This is a genomic window from Streptomyces nidicola (assembly GCF_050106155.1).
Classification (GTDB): Bacteria; Actinomycetota; Actinomycetes; order Streptomycetales; family Streptomycetaceae; genus Streptomyces.
The window spans coordinates 4,537,518-4,551,176 of sequence record NZ_JBNBPI010000001.1; the positions used below are offsets into that span (position 1 = coordinate 4,537,518).

Here is a 13,659-nt window from a genome sequence, read left to right on the forward strand (position 1 = left end):
CGGAAGTGAAGTAACCAGTCATGGCCAAGCGAATCGACGTAAGCGGACTTACCGCCTACTACAGCGCCCACAAGGCGATCGAAGACATCTCGATGACCGTCGAGCCCCGTTCGGTGACGGCCTTCATCGGCCCGTCCGGCTGCGGCAAGTCGACCTTCCTGCGCACCCTCAACCGGATGCACGAGGTCACCCCCGGCGGCCGCGTCGAGGGCAAGGTGCTCCTGGACGACGAGGACCTGTACGGCTCCCACGTCGACCCGGTGGCCGTGCGCCGCACGGTCGGCATGGTGTTCCAGCGCCCCAACCCGTTCCCCACCATGTCGATCTTCGACAACGTGGCGGCGGGCCTGCGCCTGAACGGCAACTACAAGAAGTCCCAGCTCGCGGACATCGTCGAGAAGTCCCTCAAGGGCGCCAACCTCTGGAACGAGGTCAAGGACCGCCTGAACAAGCCCGGCTCGGGCCTCTCCGGCGGTCAGCAGCAGCGCCTGTGCATCGCCCGCGCCATCGCGGTCGAGCCCGACGTCCTCCTCATGGACGAGCCCTGCTCCGCCCTCGACCCGATCTCGACCCTCGCGATCGAGGACCTGATCGGCGAGCTCAAGGAGCAGTTCACGATCGTCATCGTGACGCACAACATGCAGCAGGCGGCCCGAGTCTCGGACCGCACCGCGTTCTTCAACCTCGCGGCGGTCGGCCAGCCCGGCAAGCTGGTCGAGATCGACGAGACGGAGCGCATCTTCTCCAACCCGTCCGTCCAGGCGACGGAGGACTACATCTCAGGCCGCTTCGGCTGACCCACCCCCGACTCCCCGCGGTGCTGCATGGCGGTGCCACCACGGGGACAAGGAAAAGGCCCGCCCCGAAAGGGGCGGGCCTTTTCACGTGTCTTTTGTTTTTGGGGGCGCGGGGAACTGCGCAATCTTTTGGGGGTCCGGGGGCGCAGCCCCCGGGGACGGGACGGGAAGGGGCGGCGGGGGCGACACCCACCCCCGCGCCGCCGCCTAACCGAACGCCAGGTACACACACCCGTACGCCGCCGCCGCAACAATCGCCGCCGCCGGCATCGTGATGAACCAGCCCACGACGATGTTCTTGGCAACACCCCACCGCACCGCGTTGACCCGCTTCGTGGCACCCACACCCATGATCGCCGACGTGATGACATGCGTCGTCGAGATCGGCGCGTGGAACAGGAACGCCGACCCGAACATGATCGACGCACCGGTCGTCTCGGCCGCGAACCCCTGCGGCGGATCCAGCTCAATGATCTTGCGCCCGAGCGTCCGCATGATCCGCCACCCACCGGCGTACGTACCGAGCGAGAGCATCACGGCGCACACGATCTTGACCCAGACCGGAATCGGGTCCTCGAAGGACTCGTGGCCGCCGATGACGAGCGCCATGACCACGATGCCCATGGTCTTCTGCGCGTCCTGGAGACCGTGCCCGAGCGCCATACCCGCGGCGGAGACGGTCTGCGCGATACGGAAGCCGCGCTTGGCCTTGTGCGGGTTGGACCGCCGGAACAGCCACATGATGAGCGTCATCACGAGGTAACCGACGACGAGGCCGATCACGGGTGACGTGAACATCGGGATGACGATCTTCTCCCACACGCCGGACCAGTAGACGGTGGTCCCGCCCGCGAGGGCGGCACCCACCATTCCACCGAACAGGGCGTGCGAGGAGGACGAGGGAAGCCCGAAGTACCAGGTGATGAGGTTCCACACGATCGCGCCGGCGAGGGCGGCGAACAGAATGCCCATGCCCTTGTCGCCGACGGGGGTCGCGATGATCCCCTCACTCACCGTCTTGGCGACGCCGCTGCCGAGGAAGGCACCGGCGAGGTTCATCACCGCGGCCATCGCGAGCGCCGCGCGGGGCGTCAGCGCACGCGTGGATACGGAAGTGGCGATGGCATTGGCGGAGTCGTGGAAACCGTTCGTATACGTGAATCCAAGCGCGACGCCGATCGTCACGATCAGGGAGAAGGTGTCCATGAGCCGGTCAGGACTCCTTCACGGCGATGGTCTCCACCGTGTTGGCCACGTGCTCGAAGGCGTCGGCCGCCTCTTCCAGCACATCGACGATCTGCTTCAGCTTCAGTACTTCCATGGCGTCGTACTTGCCGTTGAAGAGCTGGGCGAGCAGCTTGCGGTGGATCTGGTCGGCCTGGTTCTCGAGGCGGTTGACCTCGATCCAGTACTCGGTGAGGTTGTCCATCGTGCGCAGGTTGGGCATGGCCTCCGCGGTCAGCTCGGCCGCGCGCGACAGCACCTCGATCTGCTGCTCCACACCCTTGGGAAGCTCCTCGACCTGGTACAGGACGACCAGGTCGACGGCCTCCTCCATGAAGTCCATGATGTCGTCCAGGGACGACGCGAGGTTGTAGATGTCCTCGCGGTCGAACGGCGTGATGAACGAGGAGTTGAGCTGGTGGAAGATCGCGTGGGTGGCGTCGTCACCGGCGTGTTCGGCTGCCCGCATCCGCTCCGCGATCTCGGCCCGGGCGGAGGAATCCGCCCCGAGCAGTTCCATCAGGAGCTTCGAGCCCGTGACGATGTTGTCCGCGGACGCGGCGAACATGTCGTAGAAGCTCGTCTCCCTGGGGGTCAGACGAAAGCGCACGTGGGGTCCTCGGGGTGCTTTGGATTCGGTCAGGCTGATGCTAGGCGCATCATCCGGCCACGGCTAACCGGCGTCTCCCCAGTGTCGCCCATCAGGCACAGTGATCAGCACTGGGCCCGGCCGAGGCGGGACGAACCGGCACGATCCTTGGAAAATCCGGTACCATATACCCACAGGGGGTATAGGAAATCACGGGAGGACGGACACGATGACGACTGACGCGACGCAGACGGAACAGCCGGCTGTGCCGGAAAAGGCCGAGATCGTGACCGACCACGACCGCGGCATTCACGGGTACCACCACCAGAAGGAAGAGCACCTCAAGCGGCTGCGCCGGATCGAGGGCCAGATCCGCGGCCTGCAGCGGATGGTGGACGAGGACGTCTACTGCATCGACATACTCACGCAGGTGTCGGCCTCCACGAAGGGGCTGCAGTCCTTCGCGCTCCAGCTCCTGGAGGAGCACCTGCGGCACTGCGTCGCCGACGCCGCGCTCAAGGGCGGGGAAGAGATCGACGAGAAGGTCGAAGAGGCCACGAAGGCGATCGCCCGCCTGCTGCGCACCTGACTTCCTGCTTGCACCTGTGGCTCTACTGGTTCTACGAAGAGGTGGGGGCGCCGAACCCGGCGCCCCCACCTCTTCGTTCTTCTCGTTCAGTCCCGGTCTTCTCGTTCAGTCCCGGTCGCCCTCCGGCCCGCCGGGCAACACCTCAGCGACCCGCAGCACCTCGTCGATCCGGTCCACGCTGAGCCGTCCCTCGGAGACGGCGGACGCCGCGATGATCAACTCACCGCACAGCTCGATCTCGGCGAGGGCGACGTGGTCCTGAACCGCCGTACCGCCCACGGGAGCCACGTTCATCACCTCTTCCTGCCGCGTGACCTACAGCCGATGGCCGCAATGGCCGACTTCCTAGAGTAGGGACCGGCTCACGCCCCGCGCATGGCACGGAAGAACCATTTCCGGCCCCCGAGGGGCCTATGGCCGGGCGCCGGGACGGGCGGCGGATCGGGCGGCAGGCCCTACGGGCCGGGCTCGGCGACCTTCCCCGCGAAGATGTCCCCCTTGGCCGGAAGCCGTACCTTCACCGGCTTCCCGAACCCCCGGTACAGGGTCGTCGACCGCACGGCCACGTCCTTCTCAGGACCGTTGGCGAAGCTGAACCGGTGGACGACCTTGCGGATCAGCCCCTCGTCGTCGACGTAGACGTCGAACGGCACCCGCCCCTTGCGGAACCCTTTCGCCGCCGCCGCGAGCGCCTTCTTCTGCCCCGCGGACGCGGCCTTCGCGGCGACGCTCAGCTGCACGTCCCCCTTGTAGTGCCGGGTGCGTACGCCCGCGATGTCGGTCTCGCCCCGCTCCGTCACATTCCGCGCGCCGCGCAGCAGTTCGGCCGCCACGAGCGGATCGGTGGCGCCGCCGGTGACCAGATTTCCGTCCGTCAACGTCGTGACGTCGACGCGCACCCACTTGTCGGCGGGGACTCCGGCGCCCCGGTTCTTCATGTACAGGGCGCCGGGCGCGAGCAGTTCGGTGATCGGCCGGTGTTCCTCGTCGCCCGCCGCGTCCTGCGGAAGCCGCACCCGCAGCTCGCCGAGGCCCTTGCGGTAGTCGTAGACCCCGTCGCCGTGGATGGTGACGCGGGTCCCGCCGCTGGCCATCTCCATCGACGTACGCGCCTGTGAACTGCCCTCGCGGACCAGCCGGTCGGCCGCCCCGCGCACGGTCCCCGTCGGATCCGCGTTCCGCTCGCCGCCCGCGGCGCCGCCACCGCATCCGCCGACGCCCACCACCACCGACGCCACCGCGGCAGCCGTCACCGCCACCCGTGCCGAAGCGGCCGCGCTCCCGTGCTGCTGCGCCACCATCGCTGGTCCGACCCCCATGCCTGTCCGTGCTCCGTGCGTGTGCGGCCACCCCTGTCGTCGGGGTTAACGACGAGTAGGGTCGACCGTCACGCGAACGGGGGGTTTACATGGAGTCGGTACCGTGGCGGCGTGGCGCAACAGCAGCACTCGCATACGACCACCGTCGTGGAACAGGGACGTTTCTGTCTGGCCCGTTGCAGCTGCGGCTGGCGGGGACCGGCCAGGAGGGCGCGGAGCAAGGCCCGTTCGGACGCGGACGACCATCTCGGCTCGGCGGGCCCGGACGCCTGACGGAACCCACGGCTCCCGTATGACGTCTCGTATCTCGGGAAGCGAACAGGTGGCCGAGGGAGACAACCGCATGGAACGCCGCACGTTCATCACGGCATCGGCCGCGGCACTCACGGCCGGCGGCGCGGTGAGCGCCTGCTCCGGCTCCGGTTCCGGGTCCGGCTCCGGCTCCACGGGCGGGACCTCCGCCGGCTCCTCGGCCCCGGTCCGCTCCACGAGCGCGAGCGCGTCGAGCACGGTGCGGGCCGCGGCGAACCTCGCCGGCCTCGCCAAGGATCTCGACGGCTCCCTGGTCCGCCCCGGAGAGTCCTCCTGGGCGGCGGCCCACCAGCTCTACAACACCCGCTTCGACACGTTGAAGCCGAGCGCCGTCGCGTACGTATCGGGTCCCGACGACATCCGCACGACCCTCGCGTACGCCCGCGCGCACAAGGTCCCGCTCTCCATACGCAACGGCGGCCACTCGTACGCGGGTTGGTCCTCGGGCAACGGCCACCTGATACTCGACGTCTCCCGGATGAAGTCCGTCCGCGCTTCGGGGGGCGAGGCGGTGGTCGGCGCGGGCGCGAAGCTCATCGACGTCTACCGGTCGCTGGCCGCCAAGGGCGTGACGATACCGGCGGGTTCCTGCCCCACGGTCGGCGTCTCGGGCCTCACGCTCGGCGGCGGCCACGGCGTCGTCTCGCGGGCCTACGGCCTCACCTGCGACAGCCTCACGCAGGCCACACTCATCACGGCCGACGGCAAGGAACTCACCGCGAACAAGACGTCGCACAAGGACCTCTTCTGGGCGCTACGGGGCGCGGGCAACGGCCAGTTCGGCGTGGTGACGGAGCTCCGCTTCAAGACCCACCCGGCGCCGCAAGCCGTCTCCGCGTACATGTCCTGGCCGTGGTCGAAGGCGGCGACCGTGCTCAAGGCCTGGCAGAAGTGGGGCCCGGACCAGGCCGACGAGATCTGGTCCTCGCTGCACATCGCGGGCGCGGCAGGCGGCAGGCCGACGGTCTCGGTCGCGGCGTTCTCCCTCGGCACGTACACCGAGCTCCAGAACGCGGTCGACCGCCTCGCCGACGGACCCGGCGGTCCAGGGCCGGCCACCTCGGTCTCCCTCAAGCGACGCTCGTACGAGGAGTCGATGGAGGTGTACGCGGGCTGCTCGGCCTTCGCGGAGGACTCCCAGTGCCACCTCCCCGGTGCGACGCCCGGCCGTGACTCGTCGGGCGCCCTGCAACGCGAGACATACGCCGCGGCCTCCGACTTCTTCGACCGGAACCTCTCCGACGCGGGCGTCCGCACGCTCCTGAAGCAGCTGGAGAACGTGACGTCCGGGGCGGGATCGGTGGCCCTCACGGCGCTCGGCGGCGCGATCAACCGGGTGGACCCGACGGCGACGGCGTTCGTCCACCGGCGGGCGCGGATGCTGGCGCAGTACATCGTGTCGTGGCAGCCCACCACGTCCGGCTCGGCGGCCCGCGCCTGGCTGTCCTCGACCCACACGTCGATGCGCCCACACGCCTCCGGCGCGGCGTACCAGAACTACGCGGACGCGTCGTTGAAGAACTGGAAGCAGGCGTACTACGGGGACGCGGCCCCCCGCCTGACCAAGGTAAAACACACGTACGACCCATCCGACTTCTTCACCTTCCCCCAGTCCCTGTAACGGAGCCGTACGCCGCCCCTACGCCCCGGGGCTCCACGGGCTCCCGCCCATCTCCCACCACCCGCCCCCCTCCGGGGGCGTCGGCCCGACGGAGTGCCGCCAGCCGCCTCGGGCAACCCGTCGCCAGCCACGGCCCCCGCGAGTCTCGTCCCAGCACGGGGCTTGAACTGCCCCGCCCACCCGCAGGCAACCGCCACCACCTTGAGCAATCCGCCGCAAGCACGACTCCCCACCCACTGCGGCCAACCGCACCCGCCTTGGGCAATCTGCCGCCTGGGGCGGCAGGGTGGGCAAGGCGGCACCCCGGTGCAGCGCACCCATCACGACAGACGCCGACCACGGCACGGCCCCGGCCCGGATGCCACACACCGAGCCCAACGGGCCCAACGCCACCACCGCCCCGGCCCGGGTTCCAGGCACCGAGCCCAACGGGCCCCACCCCCGGCCCAGGCCCGGCCCCGGCCCCGGCCCCGGTCGAGCCGGAGCCCCCGGAGGGGGCGGGCGGGTGGGAGACGAGCCAGGACCGGCGCAGCCAAACACGGCACGACGCCGTACACCGGCACACAGGCGCCACCCCGGCAAAACCCTCAGCCGCCCAGGTGCCGCACGCCGAAACGAACGCCCCGGCCCCGCCCCCGACGACACCGCCCGCCGCAACGAACGGCCCCACCCCGGCCCGGCCCCGACGACACCGCCCACCGAAACGAACGACCCCGCCCCACCGCGGAGCACTACGCCGCCAAATCCCGCTCCCCAGCGGCCTCCGCCGCATCCCGGGACTCGGAAAGCTCCACCGCGGGCGCCACCGCGCCGGGCGCCCACACGAGCCGGGACACCCACCCGGACGCCCGCCCGATGCCCCGCGCCAGCGGAGTCAGCAGCGCCGAGGCCAGCGGCGAGAGCAGCAGCGCGACCGCCGTGCCGAGCGCGAACCCGCCCACGACGTCCGTCGGATAGTGCACGCCCATGAAGACCCGGCAGAACCCTTCGAGCACGGCGAGCCCTATGGCGGCGAGCCCGAGCTTGCGGTGGGCGATGAACAGCCCCGCCCCGATGGCCATCGCCAACGTCGCGTGATCGCTGACGAACGAGAAGTCGGTCTTGCCCTTGACCAGGACCTCGAGCCCGTCGTGGTCCATGAAGGGCCGCGGCCGCTCGACGAAGGACCGGATCGGCACGTTCACGAGAACGGCGACCCCGGCGGCGAGCGGCGCCCACACCACGGCGGCCACGGAGGACGCCGCGTCGTCGAGCGACGCACGCTTCCTCGCACCCCACCAGCACCACAGCACGACGAGCACGAGCGCGATCAGGATCCCGTACTCCCCCACGAACTCCATGGTCCGGTCGAACCAGCGCGGAGCGTCATCGGCCAGGCCGTTGATGTCGTAGAGCAGCGAGACGTCGGGGTTGGATCCGGATGTCGCGGGCGCTTCGAGTGCCACGAGTCCAGCCATAGTTCAGCGGCCCCTTCGTCTTCAGCCACCCCCGTGGTTGTTTTCGATTCAGGTAGAGGAACGCACGGTCCCACCCTCTACGTTCCACAATCCACCGAACGATCACCCAGACGTTATCGAAGAGAGACACAAAGCCGCAGCTCAGGGCCACGACCTAACAGAGAGTTCCAGCCAACCCACAGTCCGCATCGCCCCGCTCAGACCTCCGGCGAGGCACTCGGCAGCGCCTTCGCACCGTCCTCCGTGACGCGGGTCGCCCCGAAGTAGTCGGCGGTGTCGATGGGGTCGAAGCGAATGACGGCACCGGTCCGCGGCGCGTCGATCATGTAGCCGCCGCCCACGTAAATGCCCACGTGATGGATGGCCCGGCTGTTGCTGAGGTCGTGGGAGAAGAACACGAGGTCCCCGGGAAGCAGCTCGTCCCGCTTCGGATGCGGCCCGGCGTTGTACTGATCGTTGGCCACGCGCGGCAGCTCGATGTCCACCGTCTCGTACGCGGCCTTGGTCAGCCCCGAGCAATCAAATCGGCCATCTTGGTCCGCCGTGCCGTTGCCACCCCACAAGTAAGGGGTGCCGAGCTTCTTCTGCGCGAAGTAGATGGCGGCCGCGGCCTGCTGCGAGGGCTGCACGCGCCCGACCGGCTTCGCGAAGGACTTCTCGAGCGTCGTGATGACCTTCACGTAGTTCTGCGTCTCGCGGTACGGGGGCACTCCGCCGTACTTGATGACGGCGTACGAGCCCGCGTTGTAGGCGGCGAGCATGTTCTTCGTCTTGTCGCCGGGCGCGTCCTTCACGTACGAGGCGAGCTTGCAGTCGTACGAAGCGGCCGAGGGGATCGCGTCGTTGGGGTCCCAGATGTCGCGGTCGCCGTCCCCGTCCCCGTCGACCCCGTGCGCGGCCCAGGTGCCGCTGATGAACTGCGCGATGCCGTACGCCTTCGCCGGCGACGTGGCCTTCGGGTTGAACCCGCTCTCCTGGTACAGCTGCGCGGCCAACAGCGCCGGGTTGATGGCGGGGCACAGATTGCCCCACTTCTGTACGAGTGGCTGATACGCGGCGGGCACGGCGCCCTTCGCGAGCCCCACGGCCCCCTGCCCGACCCCGCTGCTCAGGCTCCCCGCCGCCATGTACGTCCCGAAAACGAGCAGCGCCACGAACGCGGTTCCCCCGGCGACGGCCGAACCCGCGAGCATCCACGCCTTACGCACCGTCAACCGCCCTTCGCCACGGGGGAGTCCGGGCACGACCCACGGCCGGACACACGAGCGCTCAGTTTACGGGCGGGCACCCCACCCCGTCGGCGACTGCGCCGAACTATCCACGACCAGCCTTCATTGCCCGGCGTGACCAGGCATGATACACAGAGTAACCGTACGTTCCTTCGCATCCGGAACCGTCCCTCCGGGGCGGTCCCGCAGGCATGGGACCGTAGGAACTCGGCCAAGGAATGGCGCCAAGTGTGCAGGCATCGGAGCCAATCTGGGCAAGAATGGGTCTGACCTCTGCGCTGCGTCAGAGGCGACAGAACTACCCACATGGGGCGGTGAGTTACACATGCTGCTGGCAGCCGAAAAGGGCGACATCTCCACCATCATCGGCGGGATCGCCCCGGACTGGGGCCCGTTCGGGAGCCTGGGCAACGAGGCACGGGTGATGATCGAGGTCGTGATGGCGGTCGCCATCCTGCTGTGCCTCGGCATCGCGATCTGGGGCGCTGCCAAGCAACGGATCGGGGCCACGGCCCTGCGGGACACCTTCAGCGCCGAACAGGGCAAGGGCCTGATCATCGCGGGCCTGACCGGGGTGTTCATCATCGGCTCACTAGGCACGCTGTTCACCATCGTGTACGGCATGGCCGTCTAGCTCCCGGCTGAGGTTGCGTCTCCCTGATGTCGAGTCACCACACCGCGCCCGCGCGGAAACCAGCACGGCTACCGTCGTATGCGGTGGTTCGGCGAAAGGTTGAGGGGGCGTGCGCGCAATGAGTCCTGACGGTCCACAGGACGACGAGCTCTACGGAGGCTCCGGGCAGACCCGGACGCGGCTCCCGGGGGGTTCCGGCGCCCGCAGACCGGCGCGGTCACCGTCCCGGTCCCTGGTGACCGTGGTCGGCGTGGTGGTGTTGCTCATCGCGGCGATCGCGTTCGCGAACCGCGGTACGGACGGCTCCGCCGACGGGTCCGACTCCTCCGGTACGAAGCCTGCGGCGGCTCCCACGGCCCCGACCGGCTCCAAGCCGGTAGCCTCCGGCTTCGCCCACGACGAGCAGGGCGCGCAGTCGGCTGCCGCCAACTATGCGGTGCGGCTCGGCGGCGACGGCATGTTCAACGCCGACCGGCGGCACGGCATCGTGGACGAGCTCTATACGTCCTCGGCGGCCACCAAGCTCAAGGGCCCGATGGACAAGGCGTACTCCACGGAGTTCCTGACCAAGCTGGGCCTCGACGCGGACGGGAAGGCGCCCAAGGGCAGCACGTTCGTCTCCCGCACCATTCCGGTCGGCACCAAGACGCTCCGGTACGAGGGCGACACCGCCAAGGTGTCGGTCTGGTACATGGGGCTCCTCGGCATCTCCGGCACGAACTCGACCAACCCGGTCGCCACGTCGTGGCAGACCTGGACGTTCCAGCTGCAGTGGACCGACGGCGACTGGAAGATCACCTCCGACTCGCAGAAGAACGGTCCGACGCCCGTCCCCGGCGACGACCGCGCCTCCGACTCCGACGACATCAGCAAGGCCATCGAGGAGTACGGAGGGTTCTCGTATGCCCGGTAACCCACGCCGTGCGCTCAAGCTCACCGGTCTCGTCGCCGCCGTACAGGCCACGGCCGTCCTGACAGCCACCCGTGCGTTCGCGGCGCCCGAACCGACCGACGATCCCTGCCGCCTGATCCCCGGGCGCGCCAAGGACTACTGCGAGCGCGGCAACGACGCCACCGGTGGCGGCACCGGAGGTGGCACTGGCGGGACGCCCGACGTCTCCAACCCCCTCGACCCCCTCTCCAGCCTCGCCAAGGGCTGCGCGGAGGCCGCCTCGTGGACCGTCGACCAGCTCAGCGACGCCGTGCAGAAGACGGCCAACGTCGACTTCACCAACCCGAAGTTCCTCCAGCAGTACGCCGTCGTGTTCGCCGCGTCGACGATCCTCACGCTCGTGCTGTGGCTGCTCGCCGTGGCCAAGCGCGCCGTGCGCGGCGTACCGCTGATGACCGCGATCTCGGAGGCCGTGGGTTTCCTCTGGCTCACCGTGCTCGCGTCGGCCTTCACGCCGCTGATCCTCTACACGGTCGTCTCCGCGGCCGACGGGGTCTCCGACGTCCTGGCGAAAGCCACCGGCAATCAGACCGACGCGTTCTTCGGGACGTTCTCCGAAGCCCTGAAGAAGGGCGACGACATCGGCGGCGGACCGATCATGCTGATCGTCGTCTCGCTGGTGTCGATCGTCGCGGCGGGCGTGCTCTACCTGGAGCTGTACCTGCGCGCCGTCCTGCTCTATGTGGGCGCGCTGCTCGGCGTCGTCGTCTACGCGGGGCTCGTCGACGAGAACCTGTGGGGCCACGTCCGCCGCTGGGTCGGCGTCATGATCGCGGTCATCCTCGTGAAGCCGGTCATCGTGATCGTGCTCGGCCTCGCGGGCGCGCTGTCCACCGGCGACAAGGGGCCCGACTCCCTCGCCGCGGTCGTCTCCGGCCTCGCCATCGTGCTGCTCGCCATCTTCGCGAGCGGCATGATCTACCGCTTCGTGCCCGGCTTCGGCGACGAGATGGCCAACGTAAGGAAGAACCGGCTCATGCAGGGCGCCGAGGGCAAGGCGGCCGCCGTCATCTCCTCCCCCGCCGCGCTCGTCTCGCAGGGCATCAAGACCCACAGCAGCCGTCAGGACAGCGGGGGTTCAGGCGGTGGCGGAGCCTCCCAGGCCCGTCCCGCCAACCCCGCGTCCGGCGGTGTGGCCGCGCACAGTTCACGCCCGGCCGCGTCAGGGGGAGGCGGCGGAACTGTCCCCTCCGCCGCACCCCCGCCCCGTACGAGCCCGTCGAAGTCCCCGCACGCGAGCAACGACCGCGGGAGCAACAGCGGTAACACCGGCAAGAACGGCAACTGGCAAGGAGGTGCAGGGCGTTGACGACCCAGTCCCACGTGTCCCCTCCGGTCACGCCCCGCCGTACATATCTGATCGGTCGCGCCCGGCCGAACGCGATCGTCGGCAAGAATCGTGAGTCCGGCGAGATCGCGATGATCGTCGTGGGTGCCTTCCTCGGCATGATGTGCGGACTGCTCGTCCCCGTGCTGTCGCTGCGCATCGTGCTGCTCACCGGCTTCCCGATGCTCGCGCTGGCCGCGGTCTACGTCCCGTACAAGGGCCGCACCTTCTACAAGTGGTTCGAAATCAACCGCAGTTACAAGCGCTCCCTCAAGCGCGGCACCGCCTACCGCTCGCCCACCATGGAGGCCGGCACCCGGCTCGACGGGCGTGAGGTCGAGATCGGCCCGCCCCCCGGCATCGGCAGGCTCACGTGGCTGGCCGCGCCGTTCGGGCCCGACGAGATCGCCGTGCTGCTCCACGCCGACCGGCGCACCGTCACCGCCGCCATCGAGATCGAGGGCCCCGGTGTGGGGCTGCGCGACTCGGAGGACCAGGAGGCGCTGGTCGACCGGTTCGGCACGCTCCTCAAGCACGTGGCCAACGGCGACGGGTTCGTGACCCGGCTCCAGATGCTGGCCCGCACCCTCCCCGCCGACCCCGACGCACACAACAAGGACGTCGCCCAGCGCGGCGACGACCGCTCGCTCGGCTGGCTGCAGAAGTCGTACGACCAGCTGCAGTCCATGGTCTCGACGAGCAGCGAGCAGCACCGTGCGTACCTCGTGGCCTGCATGCACTTCACACGCGACCTGGCCGCCGAGGCCAACGCGATGGCCCGCGCCACCCGCCCGAAGGGCGGCAAGAAGGTCGACAGGGACGCCGGGCTCGCCGTCGTCATGGCGCGCGAACTGACCGACATCTGCTCGCGGTTGCAGGAGGCGGACATCCGCGTCCGGCAGCCGCTCGGCCAGGGTCGGCTCGCGTCCCTGATCCACTCCATGTACGACCCGGACCACCCCATCGACCACATCCAGGCGATGTCGAAGCGCAACGCCTGGCCGGCCGAGCTCGACGCCATGGAGCCGACGTACTTGCAGGCCAAGACGCGTGAGTCGGCGACCCGCGCGCCCTGGTGCCACGCCACGGCGTGGGTCAAGGAGTGGCCGATGACGCCGGTGGGCGTGAACTTCCTGGCGCCGCTCCTGGTGCACACCCCGGATGTGATCAGGACCGTCGCCGTGACGATGGACCTGGAACCCACCGAGGTCGCCATCGAGCGGATGCTGACGGAGAAGACCAACGACGAGGCGGAGGCGTCCCGCGCCGCCAAGATGAACCGGACCGTCGACCCCCGCGACATCGCCGCCCACGGCCGCCTCGACCAGCGCGGCGAGGACCTGGCGAGCGGCGCGGCCGGCGTCAATCTCGTCGGCTACATCACGGTCTCCTCCCGCAACCCCGACGCGCTCGCCCGCGACAAGCGCACCATCCGCGCCTCGGCGGGCAAGTCGTACCTGAAGCTGGAGTGGTGCGACCGCGAACACCACCGGGCGTTCGTGAACACGCTGCCGTTCGCCACCGGCATCCGCCGGTGACGCCGATGGTCCCCACGAGCCCGATGATCCCCACGCCCCCGACTCCCCCGACGATCCCGATGTTCCTGATG

At 69.3% G+C, this 13,659-nt stretch carries 13 protein-coding genes; 7 read left to right on the forward strand and 6 right to left on the reverse strand.

Annotated features, from left to right (window positions below):
- The first annotated feature begins 20 nt into the window (after positions 1–20).
- The gene (gene pstB, locus ACOKM3_RS20710) at positions 21–797 is read left to right on the forward strand and encodes a phosphate ABC transporter ATP-binding protein PstB (RefSeq protein ID WP_426902494.1); all 777 of its coding nucleotides are present in this window, start codon (positions 21–23) and stop codon (positions 795–797) included.
- 207 nt (positions 798–1,004) lie between these two features.
- On the opposite strand, the gene ACOKM3_RS20715 is transcribed toward pstB, so the two are convergent.
- Positions 1,005–2,003, reverse strand: coding sequence for an inorganic phosphate transporter (locus ACOKM3_RS20715; RefSeq protein WP_426902496.1), 999 nt, complete (start codon positions 2,001–2,003; stop codon positions 1,005–1,007).
- 7 nt (positions 2,004–2,010) lie between these two features.
- Positions 2,011–2,631 carry a DUF47 domain-containing protein gene (locus tag ACOKM3_RS20720; RefSeq protein WP_266712456.1) on the reverse strand — a complete coding sequence of 207 codons (621 nt, stop codon included), beginning with the start codon at positions 2,629–2,631 and terminating at the stop codon, positions 2,011–2,013.
- Between the two features lie 208 nt (positions 2,632–2,839).
- On the opposite strand from ACOKM3_RS20720, the gene ACOKM3_RS20725 reads away from it, so the two are divergent.
- A complete protein-coding gene (locus ACOKM3_RS20725) occupies positions 2,840–3,199 on the forward strand; it encodes a metal-sensitive transcriptional regulator (RefSeq protein ID WP_426902498.1) in 360 nt (119 codons plus the stop codon).
- A 105-nt stretch (positions 3,200–3,304) separates the two neighbouring features.
- Here ACOKM3_RS20725 and ACOKM3_RS20730 read toward each other — a convergent pair whose 3' ends face one another.
- Together ACOKM3_RS20730 and ACOKM3_RS20735 are read right to left on the reverse strand one after the other, a co-directional pair.
- Complete coding sequence (locus ACOKM3_RS20730) at positions 3,305–3,493, reverse strand: hypothetical protein (protein ID WP_422408569.1); 189 nt, start codon at positions 3,491–3,493, stop codon at positions 3,305–3,307.
- Between the two features lie 161 nt (positions 3,494–3,654).
- The gene (locus tag ACOKM3_RS20735) at positions 3,655–4,500 is read right to left on the reverse strand and encodes an SCO4651 family lipoprotein (protein ID WP_426906853.1); all 846 of its coding nucleotides are present in this window, start codon (positions 4,498–4,500) and stop codon (positions 3,655–3,657) included.
- 361 nt (positions 4,501–4,861) lie between these two features.
- Here ACOKM3_RS20735 and ACOKM3_RS20740 point away from each other — a divergent pair, with 361 nt between their 5' ends.
- Positions 4,862–6,451 (forward strand): FAD-binding oxidoreductase, encoded by a 1,590-nt coding sequence (locus ACOKM3_RS20740; RefSeq protein ID WP_426902500.1) that lies wholly within the window; start codon positions 4,862–4,864, stop codon positions 6,449–6,451.
- Between the two features lie 731 nt (positions 6,452–7,182).
- Here the strand turns inward: ACOKM3_RS20740 and ACOKM3_RS20745 are convergent.
- Together ACOKM3_RS20745 and ACOKM3_RS20750 are read right to left on the reverse strand one after the other, a co-directional pair.
- Positions 7,183–7,908, reverse strand: a complete 726-nt coding sequence (locus ACOKM3_RS20745; RefSeq protein ID WP_426902502.1) for a phosphatase PAP2 family protein — start codon at positions 7,906–7,908, stop codon at positions 7,183–7,185.
- Between the two features lie 197 nt (positions 7,909–8,105).
- Positions 8,106–9,122, reverse strand: coding sequence for a C40 family peptidase (locus ACOKM3_RS20750; RefSeq protein ID WP_426902504.1), 1,017 nt, complete (start codon positions 9,120–9,122; stop codon positions 8,106–8,108).
- 340 nt (positions 9,123–9,462) lie between these two features.
- On the opposite strand from ACOKM3_RS20750, the gene ACOKM3_RS20755 reads away from it, so the two are divergent.
- The 4 genes from ACOKM3_RS20755 to ACOKM3_RS20770 all read left to right on the forward strand — a co-directional run bounded on the left by ACOKM3_RS20755 (position 9,463) and on the right by ACOKM3_RS20770 (position 13,588).
- Positions 9,463–9,771, forward strand: coding sequence for a hypothetical protein (locus ACOKM3_RS20755; protein ID WP_327662290.1), 309 nt, complete (start codon positions 9,463–9,465; stop codon positions 9,769–9,771).
- Between the two features lie 118 nt (positions 9,772–9,889).
- The gene (locus tag ACOKM3_RS20760; RefSeq protein WP_426902506.1) at positions 9,890–10,684 is read left to right on the forward strand and encodes a hypothetical protein; all 795 of its coding nucleotides are present in this window, start codon (positions 9,890–9,892) and stop codon (positions 10,682–10,684) included.
- Positions 10,674–12,032, forward strand: a complete 1,359-nt coding sequence (locus ACOKM3_RS20765; RefSeq protein ID WP_426902508.1) for an energy-coupling factor transporter transmembrane component T family protein — start codon at positions 10,674–10,676, stop codon at positions 12,030–12,032. Before ACOKM3_RS20760 ends, ACOKM3_RS20765 begins: the two co-directional genes overlap by 11 nt.
- A complete protein-coding gene (locus tag ACOKM3_RS20770; RefSeq protein ID WP_426902510.1) occupies positions 12,029–13,588 on the forward strand; it encodes an SCO6880 family protein in 1,560 nt (519 codons plus the stop codon). The genes ACOKM3_RS20765 and ACOKM3_RS20770 overlap by 4 nt, the downstream gene beginning before the upstream one ends.
- Positions 13,589–13,659 lie beyond the last annotated feature (71 nt).

Coding starts and splice junctions, on each gene's coding strand:
- ACOKM3_RS20745 (WP_426902502.1), bottom strand. CDS start 7,908: ATGGCTGGACTCGTGGCACTCGAAGCGCCCGCGACATCCGGATCCAAC.
- ACOKM3_RS20760 (WP_426902506.1), top strand. CDS start 9,890: ATGAGTCCTGACGGTCCACAGGACGACGAGCTCTACGGAGGCTCCGGG.
- ACOKM3_RS20755 (WP_327662290.1), top strand. CDS start 9,463: ATGCTGCTGGCAGCCGAAAAGGGCGACATCTCCACCATCATCGGCGGG.
- ACOKM3_RS20725 (WP_426902498.1), top strand. CDS start 2,840: ATGACGACTGACGCGACGCAGACGGAACAGCCGGCTGTGCCGGAAAAG.
- pstB (WP_426902494.1), top strand. CDS start 21: ATGGCCAAGCGAATCGACGTAAGCGGACTTACCGCCTACTACAGCGCC.
- ACOKM3_RS20735 (WP_426906853.1), bottom strand. CDS start 4,500: ATGGTGGCGCAGCAGCACGGGAGCGCGGCCGCTTCGGCACGGGTGGCG.
- ACOKM3_RS20715 (WP_426902496.1), bottom strand. CDS start 2,003: ATGGACACCTTCTCCCTGATCGTGACGATCGGCGTCGCGCTTGGATTC.
- ACOKM3_RS20740 (WP_426902500.1), top strand. CDS start 4,862: ATGGAACGCCGCACGTTCATCACGGCATCGGCCGCGGCACTCACGGCC.
- ACOKM3_RS20765 (WP_426902508.1), top strand. CDS start 10,674: ATGCCCGGTAACCCACGCCGTGCGCTCAAGCTCACCGGTCTCGTCGCC.
- ACOKM3_RS20730 (WP_422408569.1), bottom strand. CDS start 3,493: ATGAACGTGGCTCCCGTGGGCGGTACGGCGGTTCAGGACCACGTCGCC.